Origin of the sequence: Sphingosinicella sp. CPCC 101087, from assembly GCF_004151485.1 — a bacterium.
Lineage (GTDB): Bacteria > Pseudomonadota > Alphaproteobacteria > Sphingomonadales > Sphingomonadaceae > Allosphingosinicella.
This window is the reverse complement of sequence record NZ_SBFF01000003.1, coordinates 37,827-62,934: the sequence shown is the minus strand read 5'-3', so window position 1 is coordinate 62,934 and position 25,108 is coordinate 37,827. Positions and strand designations below refer to the sequence as shown.

At 67.9% G+C, this 25,108-nt stretch carries 17 protein-coding genes; 6 read left to right on the top strand and 11 right to left on the bottom strand.

The window, feature by feature from the left end; genetic code table 11:
- Positions 1-186 precede the first annotated feature (186 nt).
- The 5 genes from EKM57_RS05575 to EKM57_RS05555 are packed head-to-tail and all read left to right on the top strand — an operon-like array spanning position 187 to position 5,599.
- On the top strand, positions 187-1,398 hold the full coding sequence (locus tag EKM57_RS05575) for a PLP-dependent aminotransferase family protein (protein ID WP_165357200.1): 1,212 nt from the start codon (positions 187-189) through the stop codon (positions 1,396-1,398).
- Entirely contained in the window at positions 1,398-2,519 is a 1,122-nt protein-coding gene (locus EKM57_RS05570; protein WP_129791509.1) for an ABC transporter ATP-binding protein, read from the top strand. The genes EKM57_RS05575 and EKM57_RS05570 overlap by 1 nt, the downstream gene beginning before the upstream one ends.
- Positions 2,516-3,577 (top strand): ABC transporter substrate-binding protein, encoded by a 1,062-nt coding sequence (locus EKM57_RS05565; protein WP_129791508.1) that lies wholly within the window; start codon positions 2,516-2,518, stop codon positions 3,575-3,577. The genes EKM57_RS05570 and EKM57_RS05565 overlap by 4 nt, the downstream gene beginning before the upstream one ends.
- A complete protein-coding gene (locus EKM57_RS05560) occupies positions 3,558-4,769 on the top strand; it encodes an ABC transporter permease (RefSeq protein WP_206185304.1) in 1,212 nt (403 codons plus the stop codon). Before EKM57_RS05565 ends, EKM57_RS05560 begins: the two co-directional genes overlap by 20 nt.
- Entirely contained in the window at positions 4,766-5,599 is an 834-nt protein-coding gene (locus EKM57_RS05555; protein WP_129791506.1) for an ABC transporter permease, read from the top strand. The genes EKM57_RS05560 and EKM57_RS05555 overlap by 4 nt, the downstream gene beginning before the upstream one ends.
- Before the next feature lie 18 nt (positions 5,600-5,617).
- Here EKM57_RS05555 and EKM57_RS05550 read toward each other — a convergent pair whose 3' ends face one another.
- From EKM57_RS05550 to EKM57_RS05505, 10 genes are all read right to left on the bottom strand, one after another.
- A complete protein-coding gene (locus EKM57_RS05550) occupies positions 5,618-6,838 on the bottom strand; it encodes a hypothetical protein (protein WP_129791505.1) in 1,221 nt (406 codons plus the stop codon).
- The gene (locus EKM57_RS05545; protein WP_206185303.1) at positions 6,835-8,133 is read right to left on the bottom strand and encodes an amidohydrolase family protein; all 1,299 of its coding nucleotides are present in this window, start codon (positions 8,131-8,133) and stop codon (positions 6,835-6,837) included. The genes EKM57_RS05550 and EKM57_RS05545 overlap by 4 nt, the downstream gene beginning before the upstream one ends.
- The gene (locus EKM57_RS05540; protein WP_129791504.1) at positions 8,130-9,938 is read right to left on the bottom strand and encodes a DUF885 family protein; all 1,809 of its coding nucleotides are present in this window, start codon (positions 9,936-9,938) and stop codon (positions 8,130-8,132) included. Before EKM57_RS05540 ends, EKM57_RS05545 begins: the two co-directional genes overlap by 4 nt.
- Positions 9,935-11,743, bottom strand: a complete 1,809-nt coding sequence (locus EKM57_RS05535; RefSeq protein ID WP_129791503.1) for a DUF885 family protein — start codon at positions 11,741-11,743, stop codon at positions 9,935-9,937. Before EKM57_RS05535 ends, EKM57_RS05540 begins: the two co-directional genes overlap by 4 nt.
- Positions 11,740-13,638, bottom strand: a complete 1,899-nt coding sequence (locus EKM57_RS05530; RefSeq protein WP_165357198.1) for a S9 family peptidase — start codon at positions 13,636-13,638, stop codon at positions 11,740-11,742. The genes EKM57_RS05535 and EKM57_RS05530 overlap by 4 nt, the downstream gene beginning before the upstream one ends.
- Before the next feature lie 35 nt (positions 13,639-13,673).
- Positions 13,674-16,997, bottom strand: a complete 3,324-nt coding sequence (locus EKM57_RS05525; RefSeq protein ID WP_165357196.1) for a TonB-dependent receptor — start codon at positions 16,995-16,997, stop codon at positions 13,674-13,676.
- Positions 16,998-17,146: 149 nt separating this feature from the next.
- Complete coding sequence (locus EKM57_RS05520) at positions 17,147-18,115, bottom strand: FecR domain-containing protein (RefSeq protein ID WP_129791500.1); 969 nt, start codon at positions 18,113-18,115, stop codon at positions 17,147-17,149.
- A complete protein-coding gene (locus EKM57_RS05515; RefSeq protein WP_206185302.1) occupies positions 18,078-18,614 on the bottom strand; it encodes an RNA polymerase sigma factor in 537 nt (178 codons plus the stop codon). The genes EKM57_RS05520 and EKM57_RS05515 overlap by 38 nt, the downstream gene beginning before the upstream one ends.
- 99 nt (positions 18,615-18,713) lie before the next feature.
- Positions 18,714-19,424 carry a hypothetical protein gene (locus EKM57_RS05510; protein WP_129791498.1) on the bottom strand — a complete coding sequence of 237 codons (711 nt, stop codon included), beginning with the start codon at positions 19,422-19,424 and terminating at the stop codon, positions 18,714-18,716.
- 12 nt (positions 19,425-19,436) lie between these two features.
- A complete protein-coding gene (locus EKM57_RS05505) occupies positions 19,437-21,104 on the bottom strand; it encodes an alpha/beta hydrolase-fold protein (protein WP_129791497.1) in 1,668 nt (555 codons plus the stop codon).
- 142 nt (positions 21,105-21,246) lie between these two features.
- On the opposite strand from EKM57_RS05505, the gene sseA reads away from it, so the two are divergent.
- Positions 21,247-22,086 (top strand): 3-mercaptopyruvate sulfurtransferase, encoded by an 840-nt coding sequence (gene sseA / locus EKM57_RS05500; protein ID WP_129791496.1) that lies wholly within the window; start codon positions 21,247-21,249, stop codon positions 22,084-22,086.
- Here the strand turns inward: sseA and EKM57_RS05495 are convergent.
- Entirely contained in the window at positions 22,070-24,919 is a 2,850-nt protein-coding gene (locus tag EKM57_RS05495) for a pitrilysin family protein (RefSeq protein ID WP_129791495.1), read from the bottom strand. The genes sseA and EKM57_RS05495 overlap by 17 nt on opposite strands.
- Positions 24,920-25,108: the final 189 nt, after the last annotated feature.

The window sequence follows — 25,108 nt, the reverse complement described above, 5'->3', positions numbered from 1 at the left end:
CCTCCCGACCATCTCCCCCGTTCGCGTGCGCCTGCGCGCTTGCTTCTCTCCTGAACGACGCACCGGCGCGTCAAATCCGCCACTGACGATTTTCGCGAGCGCCGGATGGCGGATAAGCCGGCGAGACGCATCGTCATTGGCAGACGGCCCGCGTTCGAGAGGCCGTCGCAGCCGGGGTGGTGCCACGTGATCGAGAACCGCTTTGCCCGTCGCGCCGCGACGCTCTCGACCGCCTTCCCTGCCCCCCATTTCCCATCCGAGCTCGGGCCGGAGGTGATCCCGTTCGATTCCGGCTTCGCCGCGCCGCAGCTGCTTCCGGACCTGACCGCCTTCGCGCACGCCGCGCTGACCGAGCATCGCGAGGAAACGCTGCAATATTCGGCCACGCAGGGCCAACCCGAGCTGCGCGGCTGGCTTGCCGACCTGATGAACGAGGACGGCTGCTCGCTCGGGCCCGACAATCTGCTGATCGTCAACGGCGCCAAGCACGGGCTGGAGCTGGTGTGCCGGCTGCTGCTCGACGAAGGCGACGCCGTCGTCGTCACCGCGCCGACCTATTTCACCGCCATCCCGATCTTCCGAAGCTTCGGCGTCGAATTCGTCGAGGTCGGGCAGGACGAGGACGGGCTGCTCACCGAGGCGCTCGAGCACGCGCTCGCCGAGCGCCAGGCCGAGGGCCGGCCGCTCCCGAAGCTGATCTACAATGTCGCCGACTTCCACAATCCGACCGGCGCCACGATGAGCGAGCAAAGACGGCTGCGGCTGATCGAGATCGCCGAGCGCGAGGGCATCTTCGTCGTCGAGGACACACCCTACCGGCGGGTGCGGTTCGAGGGACCGACGATCGCCTCGCTGAAGGCGCTCGACCCGGGCGGAATCGTCATCCACCTCGGCACATTCTCGAAGCTGATCGCGCCGGGACTGAGGATCGGCTGGGTCGCCGCGGAATCCGAGCTGATCGCGAGGCTGATCCAGCTCAAATCGGATGGGGGCTCCTCGCCGCTGATGCAGCGGATCATCTACGAGTTCGGACGTTCGCCCGCCTTCGCCGCCCATGTCGAACGCGTTCAGGCGGTCTATCGCGAGCGCAGGGACCGGATGGTCGCCGCCGTACGCCGGCGTCTGCCGGAGGCGCAGCTGAGCGTTCCGGAAGGCGGCTATTATGTCTGGCTGACCCTGCCGCCGCATATCGACGGCGACGCCCTCGCCGCCCGCGCCGCACAGGCCGGCGTCAACATCATCGCCGGAAGCAAGTTCTTCGCGGGCGGGGAAGCCTATCCGGCCAACCGGACGCGGCCCAACCATCATGTCCGCCTTTCCTACAGCTATGCGACCCCGGAGCAGATCGACGAGGGCGTCGAACGTCTGGCCGCGATCTACGCGCCCCTCGCGGCCTGATGACCCAAGCCGAACCGCTTGCCCCCGACGCCGCCTTCGTCGCCTTTGCCGACGTCGGCAAAAGCTATGATGGCGGGCGCGCGGCGGTTTGCGGCCTGAACCTTTCCGTCCGCAAGGGCGAGTTCCTGACCCTGCTCGGCCCGTCGGGGTCCGGCAAGACGACGACGCTGATGATGCTCGCCGGCTTCGAGGCACCGACCGAGGGGGACATAAGGATGGAGGGCCGGTCGCTGCGCGGCCGGCCGCCGCACAAGCGCAACATGGGGGTCGTGTTCCAGAACTACGCGCTGTTCCCGCACATGAACGTCGCCCAGAACGTGCAATTCCCGCTCCAGGTGCGCGGCCTGCGGGGCGACGCCGCGCAAGCGAAGGTGGAGGCGGCGCTCGAGCTGGTCGACCTGGGAGGGCTCGGCGGCCGCCGCCCGGACCAGCTTTCAGGCGGCCAGCGGCAGCGCGTCGCCCTGGCCCGCGCGCTCGTCTTCGAACCCGACCTCGTGCTGATGGACGAGCCGCTCGGCGCCCTGGACCGCCAACTGCGCGAGCGGCTCCAGGTCGAGATCAAGCGCATCCAGCGCCGGCTCGGCGTGACGGTGATCTACGTCACCCACGACCAGGCCGAAGCCCTTACCCTGTCGGACCGAATCGTCGTCTTCGCCGGGGGCGTCGTCCAGCAGGTCGGCACACCCGAGGCGATCTACGAGCGACCGGAAAATGCCTTCGTCGCCGGGTTCGTCGGCGAGAATAACGGCCTCGACGGAATCGTCACCGCGCGCGACGGCGCGACCTGCGAAGTGCGCATCGCCGGCGACCTTCTGGTGCGCGCGACAGCCGTCGGCGACATCGGGCCCGGCGACGCGGTGGTGACGACGATACGGCCGGAGCATGTGGAGACCGGGACCGAGATCGGGACCCTGTGCAACCGCTTTGCCGCCTGCGTTGACGATGTCGCCTATCACGGCGATCATAGCCGCCTGCGGGCCATACTTCCCGGGGGGGCGGCGTTGACCATACGCACGCAAAACGGGTCTGCGCCCGGCGGCTCGGACCGCCTGACGATCGGCTGGTGCGCCGACCGATGCCTCGCCTTCCCGGCCGGCCGCGTCAACGGAGGCGGGGCATGACCGGCTTGCGGCGGCTGCTCGCCTGGCTGGCGCTCCCGGCGGCCCTGATCGGCCTGACGGGCTGCTCCGGCGAGTCCGAGCCCAGGCCGCTCACCGTGGTGGGCTGGGGCGGATCCTCGCAGGAGGCCCATCGCCGCGCCTACTGGCAGTCATTCACCCGCGCGACGGGGATCCGGCTTCAGGAAGACACATGGCATGGCGGCGTCGGCGTCATCCGCACCAAGGTGCTGGGCGGCGACACGAGCTGGGACGTCGTCCAGGTCGAGACGGAGGATCTGATCCTCGGCTGCGAGGAGGGCCTGTTCGAACCGCTCGAATGGTCGTCGCTCGGCGGCCGCGACGCCTTCATTCCGACGGCAGTCCATGACTGCGGCGTCGGCGCGATGCTCTGGTCCTATCTGATCGGCTGGGACGGCGACCGGATCGAAGGGCCCGGCCCCCGGACGTGGGCGGACTTCTGGGACGTGGAGCGCTTCCCCGGCCGGCGCGGGATGCGGCGCACGCCCAAATATACGCTGGAGTTTGCGCTGATGGCCGACGGCGTGCCGGCGAGCCAGGTCTATCCGACCCTGCGCACGCCGGCGGGCATCGACCGCGCCTTCCGAAAGCTGGACGCGCTCAAGCCGAACGTCGTCTGGTGGTCCTCCATCTCGCAGGTCCCGGACCTGCTCGGATCGGGCGAAGTGGCCATGTCGGTGACCAGCCCGGGCCGGCTGATCGTCGCCAATCGCACCGAAGGGCGCAACTTCCGGGTGAGCTGGGACGGCAACATCTATGCGGTCGATTATTGGGTGATCCTCAGCAACAGCCCACGCAAGGCCGAGGCGGCCCAGCTGCTGCGCCACATGACCCTGCCCGAGAACCAGATGCGCCTGCCGCAATATATACCGACCGGCCTGACCAGCCGCCGCGCCGGCGAGCTGATCGATCCGCGGCTGCGGCTCGATACGCCCTCCGACCCGAACAACATGACCAACGCGCTGGAGCTCGATGCAAACTTCTGGGTGGAATATGGGGACCAGCTTACCCAGCGCTTCAATGCCTGGCTCGCCCATTGAGCCTGCCGCCGGCCGGCGGCGGAGCGGGGCGAAGCGCGGCTGGACCTTCGCTCTGGTTGCACCCTTGCTCCTGTTCCTGGCCATCGGCTTCCTCGCTCCGGTGCTCCTGATGATGGCGCGGGGGGTCACCGACCATGAACTGGCCACCGCCTGGCCACTGACCGCGGAGGCCCTGCGCGAATGGGACGGGCGGGGGCTGCCCGACGACGGCCTGGCGCGCATTCTCGGAACGGAGATGAGGGCTTCGCGCCAAGCGGCGACGCTGAACCTGGTCGCCAACCGGCTCAATTACGACCGGGTGGGATCGCGCAGCCTCGTCTATGCGACCGCCGCGGCGATCGAAGAGGGCGCTCCGGCCGAATCCGTCGCCGACCTGGCACGAATCGATCCGCGCTGGGGCGAGCCGGCGCAATGGGCGACGATGCGGCATGCCGCCGGGCCCCTGACGAGCTTCTACCTGCTGGCCTCGGTCGACCGGCGGCTGAATGCCGACGGCCGGATCGAGCGGGTCGAACCGGAGCAAGCGGTGTTCGTCGAGATCCTGCTGCGCACCTTCAAGATCAGCGCCGTCGTCGCCCTGCTTTGCGCCCTGCTCGGCTATCCGGTCGCCTATCTGCTTGCCAGCCTGCCCGCGCGCTGGGCCAATCCCCTGCTCATCCTGGTCCTGCTCCCCTTCTGGACCTCGGCGCTGGTCCGCACCACAGCCTGGGTCGTGCTGCTCCAGACCGAGGGCGTGCTGAACAACCTGCTGCTGGACGTAGGGCTGATCGAGGCGCCGCTCGCCTTGGTCTACAACCGGATCGGCGTCTACATCGCCATGACGCACGTGCTGCTGCCCTTCCTCGTGCTGCCCCTCTATGGGGTGATGAAAAGCATTCCGGCCGCGGAGATGCGCGCCGCCAGCTCGCTCGGAGCGACTCCGGCGGCCGCCTTCCTGAAGGTCTATTTCCCGCAGACCGTGCCCGGCCTCGCCGCGGGAATGATCATCGTGTTCACCCTGGCGCTCGGCTACTATATCACGCCGGCCCTGGTCGGCGGCGGCGGCGACCAGATGCTGAGCGGATCGATCGCCTTCTACACCAACCAGACGCTGAACTGGGGCATGGCCGCAGCGCTCAGCCTGCTGCTGCTGCTTCCCCTGGCGCTGATGCTCTTCGCCGGCCGCTACCTCGTCCGGACGGTGCCGGCATGAGCCCGGTGTCTCCCTGGCGATCGCCCGGCCAGCGCGCGGCACGGGCGCTGCTGGTCGGCGCCTGCACCCTCGTCTTCGCCTTTCTCGTCCTGCCGACGCTGGCGGTGATCCCCTTGTCGCTCAATCCGAGCGCCTTCCTCGTCTTCCCCGAGGACGGGTTGTCGCTGCGCTGGTATCGCGAGCTCATGCACTCTCCCGCCTGGACGCGGGCGTTCCGCAACAGCATCTCCGTGGCCGTGGCGACGACCTTGCTGGCGACCCCGCTGGGCACGCTCGCCGCAATCGGACTGGCGCGTATGAAGTCGCGCGCCAAGCCGTTCATCGCCGGCCTGTTCGCGGCCCCGATGGTCGTTCCGGTGGTCGTCGTCGCCATCGCCTTCTACTTCCTGTTCGCGCCGCTTGGGCTGGTGAACGGCTTCGCCGGCCTGGTGCTCGCGCATACCGTGCTGGCGACGCCGTTCGTCGTCATCGTCGTCCATGCCGCCCTGCAAGGCTTCGATTTCGAGATGGTCCGGGCCGCCGCCAGCCTCGGCGCGCCGCCGACCACCGTGCTGATCCGGATCCTGGTGCCGCTGATCGGCCCCGGAATCGCCGCGGGCGCGGTGTTCGCCTTCATGACCTCGTTCGACGAGACCGTGGTCGCCCTGTTCATCGCCGGACCCGACCAGCGCACCATCCCGCTGCAAATGTTCGAAGGCGTTCGCGAGCAGATCAGCCCGACTATCACCGCGGCGGCGACCTTGCTGGTCATCGCCTCGTCGCTGCTGCTCGGCACCGCCGAGCTGCTGCGCCGCCGCAGCGAGCGGATGAACCGGCCGCCCGTTTCCTGACGGGTCAGGATCGACCGGTCAGCTTCGGAGGGCTTGCTCGAAGGCCGCAGCCACTTCCGCACCGGCGACGCCGGTAAGCAGGCGGAGGAAGACGGCCGTCGTGTGCACCGGCTCGCGCGCCATCTCGGCCAGCAGCCGGTCCATGGCCGGCCGGCCGATCCGCCGCTCCAGGTCGACGAGCAGCAAAGGGCCCTTCTGATAGAGCTGGACCCGGTTCGGACGGCCGTGACCCATTACCGGCCCGGCGTCCGCGGAAACGCGTCTCTTTTCCTCGATCATCTCCGCCGCCGCCTCGGCACCGAGCGCCGTTTCGAGATAGCGGATGGCGCAATATTCGGCGGCGGATTCGACGAGCCAGAAATCGTCCGTGATCGGGCTGGCCAGCATCCACCAGGCATGGGCCACCTCGTGCCCGGCGTGGCGGGCGGCGCCGCTCTCCGGATAGTCCGGCGCGCTGCGCCCGCCTTCGGAAAAGACGGTATAGCCGGTGCGGGCATAGGCCATCGGCCGATCGCGCCATACCACCGCCATCCGCACCGTCTGCGCGAGCGGGCCGAACCAGCGCTCGAAATATCGGGCGGCGCCTTCCGAATGGCGGATGTAGAAAGTGGAAAGGCGCGTGCCGAGATCGCGCGAGAAGAATTCGACTCCCGGCGCCTCGGCGCGCTCGAGGCCGCGCATCGCGACCATCGGGATGTCGATGTCGATATAGTCGCGCCGGATGCGCACGCTTGTGGGGCCGCGCGTCACCTCGCCCTGCGCCACGACCACCAAATCGGGCGCGAGACCTTCGATTTCGGCATCCAAAGTGAAGCGGGTCTGGATATCGGCGCCGACCGGAAACCACATATGGTCTATGAACAGCTCGAACCCATCGTCGCGGAGCGGCCTCACGCCATTGTCCTCGGCAGGGTTGATCGGCCCGCCGTAGAGCAGGCGCAGGCGCATCGGTCCGTTCGCCTCGGGCGCGGCGACGAAGCGATAGGCGTAGAGCCCCTCGACCGGGGATTCGGCGGCCGTCACGCCGGCCAGGCTGGCGCCCGAGAGCATGACACCGCGGAGCTCGAATCGGCGCGACAGCAGGAAAGTCTTTTCGCGCGTGCCGGGCGGCAGGACGATCTCGACATCCGCCTCGAGCGCGCCTGACGGGTCGAACGCGGCGCGCATTTCATAATGCGGCTCCGTCTGCCCAGCCGCCGGCGCAGCAATCGCCAAAGCGAGCAGCGCGAGGATTTTCATCGCCGATAAACCCGGCCGTCCCGCATGACGAAGGAAATGCGCTCCAGCACCGTGACGTCAGCCGTCGGGTCGCCGCGGACGGCGACGATGTCGGCCGCCTTGCCCGGGGAGATGGAGCCGATCAGGGCGGAAAGGCCGAGATGATCGGCCGCATTCACGGTGGCGGTCTGGATGGCCTCGAGCGGCGTCAGGCCAGCCCGAACGAGCAAGGCGAATTCGCGGGCATTCTCCCCGTGGCGGCTGACGCTCGAATCCGTGCCGAAGGCGATGCGGACGCCGCCGGCATGGGCAAGGCGGGCGGACTCGATCATCCGAGGGCCGACCAGCAGCGCCTTGTCCCGAACCGCTGGCGAGAGGAAGCCGTTCGGATCGTTGGCCCAGCGGCCGACCGTCTCGCCAGCCAGCAAGGTGGGAACCAGCCAGGCGCCGCGCTCCCGGAAAAGCCGAACGGACTCCGAGTCCAGATTCGTGCCATGCTCGATCGAATCGCCGCCGGCACGTAGAAAGGCGTTGATCGCCGCGGCATCATGGGCGTGAGCGGTGACGCGGCGCCCGAGCGCATGCGCAGCCTCGACGATCGCCCGCATCTCCTCGTCGGTGAATTGCTGCCCCAGCCCGGAGGCGAGGTCGGCCAGGACCGATCCGGTCGCGGTGATCTTGATATGATCGGCGCCGCGATGGATCGTCTCGCGGACGACCCGGCGGCAATCGTCGGCGCCCGAGCAGAGGCTCGGCCGGCGCAAGGTATGGCCGACGTCGGGCCGGTAGCCGGCCGGATCGCCGGGCCCGCCGTGAGGGCTCAGCGCGTTACCTGCCGCGACGATCCGCGGCCCGGGAATGCGGCCGCGGGCGATCCCGTCGCGGACCGCGAAGATCGCATCATTCTCCTCGCCCATGTCGGCGACGGTGGTGAAGCCGGCCTCGAGCGTGATCCGCGCATAATGCGCGCCGTCCACCGCCAGATCGGCGGCGGTCTGCACGGTTCGGCGCACCCGGTCGTTCGGGCCGTTTTCGTGGCAGATATGGACATGGGAATCGATCAGCCCGGGAAGGACGAAGCTGTCGCGAAGGTCGACGACCTCGCCCTGGCCTTCGCCGACATAGCCTTCCTCGATCCCCACGATCCGTCCGTCCCGGACAACGATCGTGTGGGCGGAAAGGACGCGCCCGCTCGCGGGATCGGCGAGCAGGCGGCCGGCCTGGATGTAGGTGGTTGCCGGCGCCTGAGCGGTTGCGCCGCCCGTGCCGAGCAGCAGCCCGAGCACCGCCGCGGCGACGAGGCGCCACTGCGTCACGCCTGAACCCCGCCGGCCGCGATCCAGCCGTCCACCTGCTCCTCCAGCATCGGCAGCGGCAGCGGGCCGTTGCCGAGAACGAGATCATGGAAAGCGCGAAGGTCGAAGGCGTCGCCGAGGCCGGCGCGGGCGCGCTCGCGCAGCTCGAGGATCTTGCGCATGCCGATATAATAAGAGGTCGCCTGCCCCGGCAGCACGATATAGCGGTCGATCTCCCGCTGATTGTCGTAATGGCTGCTTGGCATGTTGCGGTCGAGGTAATCGGTCGCCTGCGCCCGCGTCCAGCGCATCGCATGAATTCCGGTGTCGACCACCAGCCGACACGCGCGCATCAATGCCATCGAGAGCCGGCCGAAATCCGCATAGGGATCCGTATAGAGGCCCATCTCCTTGGGCAGCCGCTCCGAATAGAGACCCCAACCCTCGCTGAACGCGGCGATGCCAGCAAAGCGGCGAAAGCGCGGAATGCCCGTCAGCTCGTGGGCGATAACGGTTTCGATATGATGGCCGGGGATCGCCTCGTGGTAGAGAATGGCGGCGAGCTGATAGCGCGGCTGTGCGCTCATGTCGGCGAGGTTCACGTAGAAAATGCCTGGCCGCGAGCCATCCTGTGGCGGATTGGTGTAGGAGGCTTTCGGCGCGGAACGCTCCCGCCAGGTTTCCACGGCGCGGACTTCGACAGGCTTGGTCGGCAGGCGGCCGAACAATTCGCCCTGACGGCCGCGAATCTCCTCGAGCAGCGCATTGGCCTCGGCAAGATAGGCGGTCCTGCCCTCCGGCGTATCGGGATGATAGAAACGCGGGTCGGCCCGCATGAAGGCGAAGAAGTCCTGGAGCGATCCGCCGAAGCCGACCCGGGCCTTGATGGCCTCCATCTCGTCATGGATGCCGGCAACCTCGCGCAGGCCCAGCGCATGCACGTCCGACGGGTCGAGCGGCAGCGTCGTATAGGCTTCGAGCTGTGCGGCGTAGAAGGCCTGGCCGTCAGGCAGCTTCCAGACTCCGTCGACCTCGTCCGCTCGACCTTCCGCGGCTCGCAGATAGGAAATGAGCGTTCGATAGCCGTCGGCGAAGCCACCGCGCAGCGCCGCTTGCGCACGCCGAACCAGATCGGCGCGATCGCCCTCCGGCACCTGCGAGTCATTCAGCTTGGTCTTGAAGTCCGCCAGGAGCGGGCTGTCCGCGCCCGCGTCGAACGGCTGACCGCCAAGCAGGTTTTCGCACGGGCCGATCACCAGCGGATAGACGAAGCGCGGCGGGCGCACGCCAGCAGCCTCCTGCCGCTCCAGCTCCGCCACGACTTGCGCCATGAGCGGCGCGACCCGCTCCAGCCTGAGGATATAGGCTTCGGCGTCCGCCGCCGTGCGAATTGGATGGCTGTTGAGCAAGGTGGTCGGCACGCGGGTATGCATGCCGCCCATCTGGGTCAGCGCATATTCGTGCCGGCGCCAGCGCCAGTTGCGGATCGCCTGTTCCGCACCGCGCTCAAACATGCGATAGCTGAGCCGCGATTGCGGCGAGAGCCGCTCCATATCGAAGGTGCGCAGCCGCGCCAGATCCTGCTGGCGAAGCGCATGATTCTCGATCGCGCGCGCCTCGCTGAGATCGTCCCATTCGTCCTGATTGGTCCTGATGCCCTGGCGTGACTGGGCGATCGGGCTGCGGTCGAGTCCACGCTGGTAGACCGCTTCGAAAAAAGCCTCGAGGCGCGCATCCTCGTCACTCTGGGCCGCAAACAGAGGCGATGCGGCCCATTGGGCGGCAAAGGCGACGGTGAGCCGGCCGAAATCGCGCCGGGTGATCATGCGGCGCCCCTCGCGATCCACCGGTCGACATTCTCCTCGAGGATGGGAAGCGGCAGCGGCCCGCTACCCAGGATCGTGTCGTTGAAACGGCGGATATCGTAGGCGGCGCCGAGCCGCGTGCGGGCGCGATCCCGCAAGGCCATCATCCGCAGCTTGCCCATCTCATAGGCGCAGGCCTGGCCGGGCGTGACGATGTAGCGCTGGACGGCGGTGACATTGTCGTCGTGGTTGGCGGGCGTATTCTCGTCGAGCCAGGCGACGGCACGCTCGCGCGACCAGCGCAAGGCATGCACGCCCGTATCGACCACCAGCCGGCCGGCGCGCATCAGCTCCATCGAGAGTTGGCCGAACTCCTGCCAGGCATCGGCGTAGAGGCCCATCTCCATCGGCAGCTGCTCGGCATAGAGCGCCCAGCCCTCGCTGAACGCGGTATAGCCTCCGAACTGGCGGAAGCGCGGCAGCCCGGTGAGCTCGCGCGATACCGCCCGCTCGAGATGATGTCCGGGCACCCCCTCGTGATAAGCGAGGGCGGAGAGCTCGTAGACCGGCAGGTTCCGCATCGCGCGCATGTTGACGAGCAGGATGCCCGGCCGCGAACCGTCCGCCGACGGGGCGAAATAGCCCGCCGTTCCGGCCGAGGCCTCGAGCCACGGCTCGACCGGACGGACCTCGAGCGGCGCGCGCGGGCGGCGGGTCATGATCTCGTCCAGCCGCGCCATCACCTCGTCAATCTTCGCGCGCATCTCGGCGAGGTAGCGCGCCTTCCCTTCCGGCGTGTCCGGATAATAAAGATCGTCGCTGCTGCGCGCATGGGCGAACAGGTCCGCGAGCGAGCCGGAGACGCCGAGCCGCGGCATCAGAGCGCGCATAGCGCCGTGGATCCGCGCCACCTCCTCGTGGCCCAAACGATGGACCTCGTCGGCGGAGACCGGGAGCGTCGTCTCCATCTGGAGCGCCGCGGCATAATATTCGTCGCCCTCCGGAAGGTGCCACACGCCGTCGTTGCGGGTGACGATCCGCTCCCCCTCGCGAAGGTGGTCGATGAGCTGCCGGAAGCCGGGCCCGAAACCCTCGACCAGGCCGGCCTCCGCGTCCCGGACGAGCGCCGTCTTCTGGCCGTCCGCGAGATCGAGCCGGGCGACCTTCGTCCTGAAGTCGGCAAGGATCGGGCTGTCGCTCCCGGACGTGTCGAACGGCGCGCCGCGGAGCAAATTCTCGCAATTGCCGATCACCAGCGGGTAGGAGAAATCCGGCGGCCGGACGCCGTGTCTCGCCTGCAGCTCCAGCCGCGCAACGATGTCGGCCATATACGGCCGGACACGGTGCAGCCGCGCGACATAGGTGTCGGCATCCTCGCGGTTCGCGATCGCATGGCCGTCGATGAGAGTCTGCGGGATCGACCGCTGCGGGCCGCGCATCTGACAGACCGGATAGCGATTCAGCCGCCAGCGGTGGGCGCGCAGCGCCTGCTCGGAATCATATTCGAACAAGCGATAGCTGAGCTCCGCCTCCGGAGTCAGTGCCGCGCGATCGAACCGACGCAGCGCGGCGAGATCGCCGCGCACGAGCTCGGCATCCTCGGCGGCGCGTGCCTCGGTCACGTCCGGCCAGCGGTCCCGACCGGAGCGCAAGCCGAGATTGGCCTGCATCGCGGGGCTGCGCGCGACGTCGCGCTGCCACACCTGCTCGAAGAAGCGATCGAGCCGTTCGCTCTCGCTTCCAGGCTGCAGCGCCAGAGCCGGCGATGCGGCGGCCAGCATGCCCGCCGCCAGCATCTCGCGCCGGTTGAGCTCCGGACCCTTCATTCGCTCGCGGTCGGCCCGGAGCTGCCGCGCAGATGCCGATCGAGGAACTGGAGGATCGTCCGATAGGCGGTGATCTGGTTCGCCTTCTTGCGGAAGCCGTGACCTTCGTCCGGAAAGACGACATATTCGACCGGGACATTATTGGCCCGGACGTGCGCGACGATGTCCTCGCTCTCGGCCGGCTGGACGCGTGGGTCGTTCTGCCCCTGCAGGACCAGTAGCGGACGGCGGATACGGTCGGCATGGAAGAGCGGCGAGATGCTGCGCAGATAATCGGCGTCCCGCTCCGGGTCGCCGACCTCGGTGAAGAGCAGGCGGCGCAGGTCTTCCCACCAGGCGGGCGTGGCGGCGAGCAGTCGCGGCCAGTTGGACACGCCGTAAATGTCGACGCCGGCCGCAAAGGCTTCCGGCCGGAAGGTGAGACCCGCGAGCGCCATATAGCCGCCATAGCTCTGGCCCTGGATCGCCACGCGCGCCGGATCGACACCATGCTCCCGCGCCAGCCAGTCCCTCGCCGCGACGACATCGTCCAGATCCGCGCTGCCGTGACGCCGATCGTCCATATGGTAGAAGGTGCGCCCCGAGCCCGAGCTGCCACGATTGTTGATCTCGAACACGACATAGCCGTGGTTGACGAGATACTGGACGAGCGGACGATAGCCGATCCGGCTTTCGTCGCCCGGTCCGCCATGGACATGGATGACCGCCGGGCGGCGCTCGCTTGGGCGGGCACCGTGCGGGACATAGAGGATACCGGGAACCTGGACTCCGTCATAGGAGCGGAAGCGCACCACCTCGCCGGCGACGAGGTCGGCCTGGTCCACCTCCGGCGCCTGCGAGCGGAGCAGCAGTCGGCGCTCGCCGCTGTTCAGGTCGAGCAGGTAGACGTCGCCCGGCGTGGCGCCGTTGGACAGGGTCATCAATGCGAGCGGCGCATTGTTGGCGATCAGCAGCCCTACGCTGGCGTCCGGCGCCGGATTCTCGATCGGGATCGGCCGAAGGGTCGCGGCATCGAACAGATAGGGGCGGCTGCGGGCGTTTTCGTTGACCGAGACGAGGAGATAGCGATTGTCCCTCGAGAACCCCGCGCTCGAGACGTCCCACCGCTCGGGACGGAAGACGATGCTGCGCTCCCCCGAGGCCAGGTCCTGGCGCACGAGGAAGGTGAATTCGCCCCCATCGTCGGTCGTGTAGAAGAGGGTGTGGCCGGTGGCGGCGAAGGCCTGGGGCTCGCAGGCGACCGGTCCGTCCTCGGTGAGCTGGCGCAGCTGCTGCGCCTGCCGGTCGTAGACGTAGCAATGCTTGGTCTGGTTGTCGACGATCCGGCTCAGCGCGACATAGCGCCGGTCCGGGCTGACGGCGCGGATCTGATAGGCCCGGTCGTTCTCGAAGATGCGCTCCGACCGATAGCCGTCGGTGCTGATCTCGTGCAGATCGAAGAAGCGCGGATCGCGGTCGTTCATCTGGACGAAGAAGGAGCGGCCGTCATGCGCCCAGTCGACGAAGCGGGCGACATGGCGCTCGCCAGGCGTCGTGTCGCGGACGGTTCCGTCCGTCTCGCGGACGTAGATATGGGCGCGCTCGTTGCCGCCCTGGTCGCTGGAGAAGAGGATTCGCTCGTCGTGCGGGAAATAGCCGAGCGAGCTTACCGTCTCGACCGTCGAGCTGGTGAGCGGCCGCATCTCGCCGCCTGTGGCCGGCATCACGTAGATGTTGGCGATGCCGGTGCGGTTGCTGGTGACGATCAGCTTGCGGCTGTTCGGCGAGAAGGAGAAGCCGCCGAACGTTTCCGCCGCCATCAATTGTTCGATCGTGTAGGTCCGCGCCTGCCGCTCGGCCGGCGCCGCTGCGGGGACGAGCAGCAGCGCCAGCACGAACAGCAGGACGCGGACCATCGGGCCACCACGGCACGAAGGCATGATCTCCGACATCAGAACCGGACGGTGGCAGTGGCCGTGTAGGTCCGGCCGATCGGATCGAAGATGCCGAATTCGCGCTGCACAATGCCCGGGAAGGGCACCTTCCGGTCGAACAGGTTGCGAACGCTGAACTGGAGAAAGAAGTCCTCCTCCAGCCGGACGCCGAGCGCGGTGTTCACCAGCGTGTAGGATGGCACGTTGTTGATCTCGGGCGCGATATCCTCGTCCGTCGCGAGTAGGTCGAGCACGGTGTTGTCCGTCCAGATCACATTGACGTCGAGGTCGAACGGATCGAACACGAAGCCGACTCGCCCGCTGACGCGCCATTTCGGCGTCCCGAGCTCGCCCGCCGTCTCGACGATCGGGGCGGCGCCGGACGTCTGGGTGCGGAACCGGCTGATGTGGAAGACCTTGAGGTTGAGCCGGATCGCGCCCGACCCGGAATCGGGACCCGCGACGAAATTGGGCACCGGCACGCGATAGTCCACCTCGCCGATAATTCCCGCGAAATCGATCCTCTGGCTGTTGAAGTAGGATTCGAGGTAGCCGTCAGCAATGTCCCCGGCGATGCGAGTTCGGCCCGTCGCCGCGCTCTGCGCTGCGGCTTCGGCCGCCGTCAGGCGGCTGAAAGCGTCGCATGCGCCCTCGTCCGGGAAGTTCGGGCTGTCGTAGCAGGCGGATTGCGCCGTTCCCAGCGTGAACCGGGTGATCGCGCCTGTGAGATCTATCTCGGTATAATCGGCGTTGATGCGCAGGCGCGGGATGGCCGGCGGCTGCCATACGAAGCCGACCGACCAGGAATCGGCTTCCTCATTGTCGAGGTCGGGATTGCCGCCGATCACGCCGAAGGGCGAGGCCCCGCTCGTGGTCGGCACGAACGCCGTCGGATCGTTCACCCCCACCGCCGCGAGCGCCGCCGTGCAATTGGCACGACGCACGGCGGGGTTCGGGCCCTGGTCGATGCGGCTCGGCGCGCAAACATCGTTCGCATTCCGCGCCACCGGAGTCGCGTTCAGAAACAGCTCGACGATCGAGGGCGAGCGAATCGCGTGGGTGAAGACGCCGCGGATCATCAATCCGTCGGTGATTCGGCCGATCCTCGGTTCGAAGCGGCCGCCAGCCGACCAAGTGACGGCACCTCCGGTGCTCGAATGGGAAACATAGCGGGCGGCTCCCTCGAACTCGAGGCGCCTGATAACCGGCCAGCCCATCTCGTCGTCGACGAGCGGGACGGCGGCCTCCGCATAGATTTCATCCGTATTGAACCCTCGCTCCGGCGCGTCGGGAAAGGCCACTGGCCAGGGGGGCGGAGCGCCAAGGGGCGCGAGCAGCGACAGACCGTTGTTGATGACATCGTTACCTTCGAAGGAACCATTCTCGGTGCGATGAGCATAACCGATGCTGAAGGCGATCGGCTCGGCGATGCCGAACGGAAGCCGCCCGCCGATATTGGCGGTGATCTCCTCGAGCGAATTCTCGCTGATTCCGACGCCCTGGTCGATTACCGCCGCCGCGGCTTCGGGCGTGAAGGATCCCTCGCCGAATATGTTGAGCGGAATGCAGCTTCCGCCGGACCGGCACGCAATGTTGCCGCTCGCGTCGGTCACCACGTCGATCGCCGCCAGGAACCGCTCGAGGTTGATCTGGTTGAGTTCGGACCGATTGCGGCTATGGCCATAATTATAGGCCACATCCCAGTTGATGGCCTTGTCCCAAAGCTCGAAGTCTCCGCGGGCGCCGACGACGACACGCCACACGTCGAGTTCCGTGCGGGTGGGCTGGCTGTCGGCGATGTCGTTGAGGTTGCGGTTGAGACGGAAAGTCGAAGTCACGCCATTGGCCCGCAATATGTCGCGGGTTTCCGCCGGGAGGAACGGATTGTCGATGCTGAAGGTCAGGAGCGGACCGCCGACGCCCGGCGCGGCGAACTGGTAGAGTTCGCTGAGTTCGGTCGCCTCCGTATGCGCATAGGAGGCCTCGAAGAAGAGATTAATGTTTTCGGTAACGTCGAAATTGCCCAGCGCATTCAAAAGGTAGCGCTCGTTCGGCGCGACCAGGTTGATGTGATCGCCCGGATTTACGCCCTGACCTCCGTTGCGCAGCGCCCCACCCGAATCGCCAAAGTAGCGTGCGCCGCGGACGAACGGGATGAGCACCCCTCCATTGGCGAACTGGAGGGGAAGGTTGGTGTCCGACGCGTCTGCCCCGTTGACGGTTATGAGAGTCGCCTCGTTGGGCGCCCCCCCGGCGACGAACGGTAGCCCGCCTTCGGTCATCAGCGCGAAGACCTGCTCGATCGGGACGAGCGCTGGCAGACCGTCAGTCCGGTCGTCAGCGTTCTCCGTTCCGAGCAATGCGAGGGCCGGGAATCGATCGGAGAGGATGATCGGCTCCTGGCGCACATATTCGGCGCCGAGGACGATATTGCCGCGGCCCTCCATGAAATTGTGACCAAACAGGCCCCGTACCGCCTGACTCGCGGCATCGCCTCGCTCGCTGAGCGACGCCTGTCCGGTGAGCTCGAGGCCCTCATAATCATCCTTCAGGATGACATTGACGGTGCCGGAGATCGCATCGGAGCCGTAGACCGGAGCGCCGCCGATGGCGACCGTCTCGACCCGCTCGACAAGGCCGACGTTGATCAGATTGAGGTCGACCTGGGAGCCGGGTGAGACGGGCCCGCCAGTGCCCGAGACCGTGTTGGAGGAGACGAAGCGACGCCCGTTGACCAGCGTCAGGGTCCGCTGTGATCCAAGCCCGAAGAAGTTGGAGAAGCTCTGAGCGACGCCAAGCGCGGCCTGCGTCGTCTGGACCTGGCCGCTCGCGGGCGCCGCGAAGCCCGGCGTGTCCGACAGCGCCTGGATGACGTTTGTATAAGCGCGGCGCTCGAACTCCGCCTCGTCGGTTACGGTCGCGGCCCGGATCGTATCAACGCCCTCGCGAACGATCCGTGTGCCGGTGACGAAGACGTTCTGCGAGTCCTGCGCGGCCCCCGCATCGATTTCGGCGGAAGCCTGCGAAGCAGCTACGGATCCCAGCGCGGTGCTGCCCGCAGACGGCCGAGTCACCACCAGGGCGCCGCCGCTACCGGAAGCGACTTCGAGGCCGGTGCCGGCGAGCATCTGCCGAAGTGCTTCGGCCGGCGTATATTCGCCGGCCACGGGGCGCGTTCTGACGCCGGCGAGATCAGCGCTCGGGGCGATGACCTGCACGCCCGATTGGATCGCGACGGCCTGGACCCGCTGAGCGGCATCCCCCTCCGCGAGGTCGTAACGCTGCCGCTCCTGAGCCATGGCCGGTGCCGACCACAAGAGGGCGAAAGCCGCCCCGACCATCAGTCCCGTCCGAAGCGCCTTATGCTTTGATCCCGCCCCTTCCATCGAACTGCCCTCCCGTCGATGCGGACATTAATGTCCTTCAGCGGGAACGAGCGACGGCAGGGGGGAATCCACCATCGGTGTTCGAACTAAATGACGCGAAAGTTTCAATGCGATGGCGAGCTGGGGCGCCGCATGAGATGAAGCCCGCCGTCGCGCTCGACCACCGCGCCGTTGAAAGCCTGGGCGGCCGCCGTCGCGAAGGCGCGGCCGTCGCCGATCCTGAAGACTCCGACGAACTCGGCTCGCGCCAAAGTGGGATCGTCGATCACCACCGGCACGGGAGAATAGCGACTGACCTCGCTCGCGGCGCGCTCGAGCGACTGGCCGCTGAACACGAGCAGCCCCCGCTCCCAGGCCAGGCGGCGGCCAATCTCGGCCTCGTCGAGCGAGGCGCGCCGCGGGCCGGTCGGCGCCACGACGAATTGCTGGTTGGCCCGGATCAGCCGTGGTGGCTCACCCGCTTTGGCGACTTCGACCGTGCCTTCCGCCACCGTCACTTCGATATCGCCACCCTCCACCGCGACCGCGAAGCGGGTTCCCACCGCCCGCACCGTCACATCGTCGGCGGTGACGACAAATGGACGTGAGGTGTCATGAGCGACGTCGAACAGGGCTTCGCCCCGCCGCAGAACGATCTGGCGACTGTTCTCGTCATAGCGGACCTGGACCACGGCACCGCCATTGAGCACCGCTCTGGAACCGTCGTCGAGGGCGATCTCGCGCACCTCGGCCCGGGCCGTGGCGATGCGGCCGACGAAGCGGTCGTAGGTGATCCCTCCCACGAGGATAGCGAGGATCAGCGACGCCGCGATCGCATATCGGCGCCAGCGGGAAGCCGACTCGGGCGCGACCGGATCGGCGCGAGTCGTATCGTCCAGGGCGACCACCCGATCGACGTCGGTCCAGATCGCCTGGGCGCGAACGAACGCGCCGACGTGTCGGCTGCTTTGGGAGAGCCAATCGTCGAGCTGCTGCTGCTCCTGGGGAGTCAGCGCACGCTCGGCGGAACGGACGGCCCAGGCCGCCGCCAGTTCGTCAACGCCTTGCGCGCTTCCAGAGACGATTCGTACCAACGCTTGGAACCTCCGCCTCGTCCTCAGCCGACTTCATCTTGTCCGAGATGAAGCGCAAGGCCTTGGCCAGGTGCTTTTCCACAGTGCTTTCCGCCACGCCCATCCGGGCGGCGATCTCGCGCTGCGAAAGCTCCTCGAATTTCTTCAGCTGGAAGGCCTGGCGACATTTTGGTGGAAGCTCTTTTACTATCCTGTGCAATCGGGCGATTTCTTGCTGTCCGCTCAGCCGGCGATGTGCGTTTACCTCATCGTCGACGATGTTCAACTCCTCCAAATCCGCCATCAGCTCGATCGAGACGATGCGGGAACGGCGGAGATGCTCGCCGACGATATGGCGCGCCGTGACGAACAGATAAGCGCGGGGATTCAGGATGCGGTCGAGGTCCGCGCTCCACAGCCGCGCATAGGCTTCCTGGACGACTTCATCGAGATCGCAGGAATCGAGTCCGCGCAGCCGGACCGCAAGCCACCGCCGGACATCCGCTTCGTGCGGGAGCACCTCGCGGGCGAACCAGCGGAGTCGGCTGCCATGGTCCATGCGACATGGCATCACCGATGACGGTCCCCGTCAAGCGGTGAATGGCCCCGGCGAGCGGGATCAGGCGGCGATGCGCCGAACAACGTTTCCGGCCTCGTCGAGGAACTCGATGCTCGGGGTCCCGTCGGTGCCCACCCGCAACAGCAAGCGTGGCCGCCCCTCGGGATCGGCGAGCCGGACGATCGCGTCGCCCGAAGTCTTGCCGGCGAACACGCGCTCCGCGCCGACGCCCCCCTGGCTTTGCGCGAAGGCCCGCATCTCGCCCCGGATGCGGTCGCGCTCGGCGTCGCTGGACGCCCGCGCCGCCCGGTCGCTCATCTCCATCAGCGGCTGGATCGAATAGTCCGGCCGGTCCCACACGCGCAGGCCCGCCCGGCGCTGGCCGCCGCCTTCCGTATATTCGATCCCGACCGTCTGGTCCTGCTTGTATTGATCGAACATCAGGCTGGCACTGGCCGTCCGGCCGGCGGCATTGTTGCGATAGGTGAGCCCGCCCACTTCGTCGCCATCGTCATTGTAGAACCACATGCCGCCGCCGGTGCGGCTGTGGTGGCGATATTCCCGCCCATCCATGAAAAGGCCCGGAAAACGCGCGCTGTTCGCGAGCACGAGCCGGTAGCGGCCATTCGGCTCCACGATGTTCAGCCGCTGGACGCTGATCTCATCGAACGTCGTCACCTTGGGCTGGGGATCGGCCGATGCGAGGGTCAGGGGAATGAGGGCCCCGACACCGAGGCATCCCGCCAGCGCTGCAATCAGCTTCAGCCGCATCCCCTGTCCTCCTCAATAGTTCCAGGCGGCCTGGCTCTCGCCTGGCGGCGCGTTGCGCCGGACATGCTCGGCCATCTCGCGGACGACCCCGGCCCAGTCCGTATGGTGCCAGTTATGTCCCTTCCTCGGCCGACCATATTCGAAGCGGGCCGGATAATCGGCGCCGCCTACCTCGCGGATCATTTCCTCGAACTTGTAGACGGCGAGGTTGAGGTAGAAATCGTCCATCTCGCCGGCGAACATGTTGATCCGCCCGCGCAGCTGCGGCCCGAGCCTTTCCCAGTTGCGGCGGACATGGGCGCTGAGATCGAAGCCGTTGTCGCGCATATATTCGGCGACCTCGCGGTCGATCGCGCCCGTGCGAGGGTCGAACAAGGGCACCGGATAGCCGTCCGGCCCTACTGGCCCGTGCGTCGCCTGCCAGATGCCGAGCTGATAGAAGGAGCGGCCGCGCGAGCCGAGAACCGATTCAAGCCGCGCCAGGCCGCGTACGTCGAACAAGGGCTGGCCCTCGCGCGAGCGGCGGAACGGGCGCTCGCGCACGTTCCACTGGTTCAGGCGGACCTGGAACATGTTCTCGTCTTCGTAGATGTTGGCGAGCTGGTAACGGGTGAAGTCGATCGGATCGGGATTGAACACCCAGGCCCCGCCGATCAGCTCGGGATAGTGGACCTGCATCGCCAGCGCTTCCCAGCCGCCGGTCGAGGCGCCTTCGACGATCCGGGCATAAGGCTGGGGGATCAATCGGAACGTGCGCTCCAGATAGGGGATCAGCTCCTGCGTGATCGCGTCGCCGTAGGGGCCGTTATTGGCCGAGTTGAGCGAATAGGATTCGACGAAATAGGGGCTGGGTATCTCGAACGTGATCGCCACCATGCGGGGGAAGCCGTCCGACATCCATTCCTGAGCGAACTCGTAGCCGGTCTTCACATTGGCATCGCGCGCAGCGGCCTGCGCGCGTTCGGTGTTCGTCGCCGGATCGGTGGTGAAGCTGAACGGCGCGTCGCTATGGCCGAAGACGTAGACGGCAGGATATTTGACGTCGGGATGTTCGTCGAACCCGCGCGGCAGCAGGACACTTGCCCCGATGTGCATCGGCACGCCCCAGAAGCGGGACAATATCTCGCTGCGGATCCGGACGTGCTTGATCCACGCCGTCTCCACGCGCTCGGGCGTCGGCGGGATCGTCTCAGTCAGCGCCAGGTCGACGCGCTGCGATCCGGCCGGGTCGAGCCGGACGCGGACCGGACGGCTGTAGAGATTCCCCTCCATCATCCACGCAAAGACCCGGCGATGACTGATCGGCACCCAGATGCGGTGGCCGTCGGCGCGGTTGACCTGGGTGTAGCGCACCAGGAGAGCCTGAACATGATAGTCGCCCGCCGGCAGCGAAGCGAGGTCCACCGGGAAACTGTCGACATTGCCTTCGACGACGGCGGTGGCACCGGGGCGCAGCCCTTCGACGTCGATGCCGAAGGCGGGCGGCCCGGTGATGCCGATCTGGAGCCGCGGCTCGGGATCGGCGGCGGGCGATGCGACGACGATCAGCCGGCCCGTAATCGGCTCGCTCGCGGCCCCTTCCGGCAGAGTGACCGCAAAACGGATCTCGGCGACGGCCGGCGTCGCGGCCAATCCGAGCAGGACCGAAATCAGGATCCACAACCGCCCCAGTCCGCCCATGCCACTCTCCCGCCCTCTACAGACCCACGATGGACTGCGCGGCGCGATCCGCCAGTGCCGCCGTTAATTTTCGGCGGGTGGCTGCGGAAATGCGCGACCGGATCGTCTTTCCTTAGGTCAGCAAATGGGGAGGAATGGGGGAATGCCGGATCCGATGATCACGACCGAGGCGCTCGCCGCAAGGCTGGAAGACGCCGACCTGCGCGTCGTCGACGCGAGCTGGCACCTCGACGCCCGAGATGCGCTGGAGGAGTATCGCAACGCACACATCAAAGGCGCCGTCTTCTTCGATATCGACGCGATCGCCGACCGGGAAAGCCCGCTTCCGCACATGCTGCCCTCGGCTTCCGACTTCGCGGAGGCCGTCGGACGGATGGGCATCTCCCGGAGCGACGAGATCGTCGTCTACGACACGGTTGGGCTATTCTCGGCGGCCCGGGTGTGGTGGACCTTCCGCGCCATGGGTGCGGAGCGGGTTCGGGTGCTGGATGGCGGATTTCCCAAATGGAGCGGCGAAGGGCGGCCGATCGAATCCGGAATGCCGACCCCCAGGCCGGCCCGCTTCGTGCCGCGTTTTCGCCCTGAACTGGTCCGCGACGTGCCCGGCGTGAAGCAGGATCTTGCCACCAAGACGGCGCAACTGGTCGACGCCCGCCCCGCCGCACGTTTCGCCGGCGAAGCACCCGAACCCCGCCAGGGACTGCGAAGCGGCCACATGCCTGGCGCGCGGAGCGTGCCTCTGACGAGCCTGGTCGGCGCCGACGGGACGCTGAAAGCGGCCGCCGACCTGCGCGCGCTGTTCGCCGGCGCCGGGCTCGATCCAGACCTGCCGGTGACCGCAACTTGCGGATCCGGGATCACCGCCGCCGGAATCGCGCTCGCCTTGGCGCGGCTGGGGAATGAGGGCGCCGCCGTCTATGACGGATCATGGGCCGAATGGGGCGCCCGCCACGACCTGCCGGTGGTCACCGGCGGGCCGTAGCCGCCGCTTCCTCGGCCGCGCCTCCCTCGACGGTCACCAATCTCAGCCGCGGATAAAGCCGCCGGAGCGCGTCAATCCATTGCCGGGAATCGCCGGCGAGGATGAGCGTCGCCGTCTCCGGCCGGAGATAGCGCGCGACGACGGCCGAGACCTGACCTGCGTCGGCCGAAGCTTCGCCCGACAATTCGATCCGAGCCGCATCGAGCGGGGCGCCGGCCGCCACCAACGAGGCGAGATAGGCGGCCAGGCCTTCCGCCTGTTCGGTTTGCGACGCCAGGCTGTTGTCGAGGAAGGCCGATCGCTCCGCCAGGTCCGCGGCGGAGATGGGCTCCGCGCCCAGCCGCCGCACCTGCTCGAGGATAAGACCGGCCACTTCGGGCGCGGCGTCGTTGCGGGTCTGGGTGGCCGCGATGACCAGGGTAGCGTCGCGCCGGACGTCGACGAGGCTGCCCGCACCGTAGCTGAGGCCGCGTCGCACCCGTATCTCCTCGCCGAGCCAGCCGAGCCGGCCGCCGCCGAGGCGGGCATTTGCGACCTGAAGCGCCCGCCATTCGGGCGACTCACGGCCCGCCGCGCGCATCGCCGCGAGCACCGCCGTCTGCCCCGCCCCCGGGAGATCGACCACCAGGACCTGCGGCTCCGCGGCCCCGACCGGCGTCGCCGGCGACGGCGGGCCCGCCGTCGCGGACCAGTCGCCGAACAGGGCCTGCGCCAGCGCGAAGGCCTGGTCCGGCGCGAGGCCGCCGGACACGATGAGGGTTGCGTTGGCCGGGCCCCAGGTGAGCCGATGGACCGCCTCCAGCTCCGCGCGCCCGATCGCGGACAAAGTGGTGACGGTCGGGACGACGCCGTAGCGGGAGCCTGGGAACATGGCGGCGGGAAGCGCCCGCAGCGCGGCCTGCATCGGCTGGCGCGCGGCAACGGCCAGGACGTCGACCTGCTGACGCCGGACGCGCTCGATCTCGGCTTCGGGCAGATCCGGCCTGATTGCCACGTCGGCAAGAAGACGGCCGGCGGGAAGCGCGTTCGCCGCGGGCACCGAGACGGTGAGAATGGTCGCGTCGGGATCCGCAGAGGAGGATATCGCGCCGCCGAGCGCCGCAATTTCCTCGGCAATGGCCGCGGCGTCGCGGCCGCCGGCGCCGCGCAGCGAGACCGCCGCGAGCAGGTCGGCGAGCCCCGCCTTGCCGGGCGGATCCGCCGCGTCGCCGCCCGCGATGACCAGCTTGAGCGTCACCAGAGGGACATCGGTCGACCGAGCGGCGATCACCCTGAGGCCGTTGTCGAGCCGTCGCTCGGCCAGCATTGGAGGCGTGCGCGGCGCCGCCACGCCCGCAGGCGGCGGTGCCTGGCGCTCGGCCTCGGCCGCGATCGTCACCGGCGGACGCGTCGCCGGAGGAACGAGCGTCCCCATGGCCGTGACGTCGGGCGGGGCGTCGCCCGCATAGCCGGCCGGCCGAACCGATTCATCCTGATAGCGGATGGTAACCCTTCGCGCGTCGTCCAGGCGGAGCCGGGCAATGCGCTGGAGATCGGCGGGCGTGAGGTCGCGTATGGCGGCGAGGCGCCGGTCCTCATAATGCGGGTCGCCGTCCAGGATGACGCCGCCACCGAGCTCGAAGGCGCGGCCGCGCGCGGTCTCGCGGCGGCTCAGCGCATCGCCGAACATGGCGTTCTTAACCGCTCGGAGCTCGGCCGCGCCCACCGGCTGTTCGCGCAACCGGGCAATCTCGGCGGCAAAGGCCGCTTCGGCCTCCGCCAGTTCGCGGCCCTGGGCCAAGGTGAGGACGAGGGCGAAGGCATGGCCGTCGCGAGCCGGCAGATTGAAGGCCGAAATGTTGGAGGCCAGCCCGAGCTCGTCGACGAGGCGGCGGCGCAGACGCGCGCCGCTGCCGCGGGTCAGCAATGCCTCGATGAGAGCCATTCCAGGCGCGTCGGGATCGTCGGCCGCGGGTGCGCGCCAGGAGAAGACGATGGCCGGCAAGGGGACGTTGGGGGCGTAGGCATCGACGACGCGGGCCCCCGGGGACGCCGTTTCGGTGCGCTCGTCGCGCGGGATCGGGCGGTCGGGCCGCTCGACGGACCCGATATAGCGATCCACCCAGGCGTCGACCTGATCGGGATCGAAATTACCCGAGATGACGAAGACGGCGTTATCCGGCCGGTAATAGGCTTCGTGGAAGGCCCGCACGTCGGCCAATGTCGCCTGGTCGAGGTCGGCCGCCGTGCCGCCGATCGGCCGCACATAGGGATGCGTGGTGAAGGTGAAGGCCGGGATGAGGGTGTAGAGAATTCGGCCGTAAGGCTGGGCGAAGATTCGCTGGCGCAACTCCTCCTTCACCACGTCGCGCTCCGACCGGAAGCTCGCTTCGTCGATAACGAGGTTCCGCAGCCGCTCGCCTTCCATCCACAACAAGGCTTCCAGCCGGTCGGCGGGGGCGGTCACGTAATAAGCGGTGAAATCGAACAGGGTGGACGCGTTGGTGGTGCCGCCAAGCTCGGTCACGAACGGCGTCACGCCCTGCGGCAGGTTGCGCGTCGTCTTGAACATCAGATGCTCGAACAGGTGCGCGAACCCGCCCCGGGCGCGCGGATCATCGCGCTGACCGACATCGTACCAGACATTGACGGAAGCGGTCGGGGAAGCCGTGTCGCGGATGGTGAATATACGGGCGCCATTTTGCAGCACCCGCGCACGATGCTCGAGCGGAGGCACCTCGATAGAGGCCGCACCCGAGGGCTCGGCCGCGCCCGGGGAGGCCTCCGCAAGACTTGCGCCCGCCATTGGCATGACGAGCAATGCCAATGCTGCGAGCCTGCCGATCAGATGCATGAATCCCTCCGCCTTCCATAAGCATGATGGACGAAGGCAAGGGGTCCGCTATCCTGAGGCCTTCGGCCAGGGACTTTCTTCGAGGCGGCAGGGGTACGTCCGCCTGGTTTCGAGGGAAAAGCGCCAATCGAGACGAAGCGGCGGGCGATTCGATCGGACGTAGCAGACCGCTTGGTTGCGCTGCCGCAT

Bases quoted from the DNA above. Each gene is read 5' to 3' on its own strand.
- EKM57_RS05570 (WP_129791509.1), top strand. From the start codon at position 1,398: ATGACCCAAGCCGAACCGCTTGCCCCCGACGCCGCCTTCGTCGCCTTT.
- EKM57_RS05565 (WP_129791508.1), top strand. From the start codon at position 2,516: ATGACCGGCTTGCGGCGGCTGCTCGCCTGGCTGGCGCTCCCGGCGGCC.
- EKM57_RS05560 (WP_206185304.1), top strand. From the start codon at position 3,558: ATGCCTGGCTCGCCCATTGAGCCTGCCGCCGGCCGGCGGCGGAGCGGG.
- EKM57_RS05555 (WP_129791506.1), top strand. From the start codon at position 4,766: ATGAGCCCGGTGTCTCCCTGGCGATCGCCCGGCCAGCGCGCGGCACGG.
- EKM57_RS05550 (WP_129791505.1), bottom strand. From the start codon at position 6,838: ATGAAAATCCTCGCGCTGCTCGCTTTGGCGATTGCTGCGCCGGCGGCT.
- EKM57_RS05540 (WP_129791504.1), bottom strand. From the start codon at position 9,938: ATGATCACCCGGCGCGATTTCGGCCGGCTCACCGTCGCCTTTGCCGCC.
- EKM57_RS05535 (WP_129791503.1), bottom strand. From the start codon at position 11,743: ATGAAGGGTCCGGAGCTCAACCGGCGCGAGATGCTGGCGGCGGGCATG.
- EKM57_RS05530 (WP_165357198.1), bottom strand. From the start codon at position 13,638: ATGGTCCGCGTCCTGCTGTTCGTGCTGGCGCTGCTGCTCGTCCCCGCA.
- EKM57_RS05525 (WP_165357196.1), bottom strand. From the start codon at position 16,997: ATGGTCGGGGCGGCTTTCGCCCTCTTGTGGTCGGCACCGGCCATGGCT.
- EKM57_RS05510 (WP_129791498.1), bottom strand. From the start codon at position 19,424: ATGCGGCTGAAGCTGATTGCAGCGCTGGCGGGATGCCTCGGTGTCGGG.
- EKM57_RS05505 (WP_129791497.1), bottom strand. From the start codon at position 21,104: ATGGGCGGACTGGGGCGGTTGTGGATCCTGATTTCGGTCCTGCTCGGA.
- sseA (WP_129791496.1), top strand. From the start codon at position 21,247: ATGCCGGATCCGATGATCACGACCGAGGCGCTCGCCGCAAGGCTGGAA.
- EKM57_RS05495 (WP_129791495.1), bottom strand. From the start codon at position 24,919: ATGCATCTGATCGGCAGGCTCGCAGCATTGGCATTGCTCGTCATGCCA.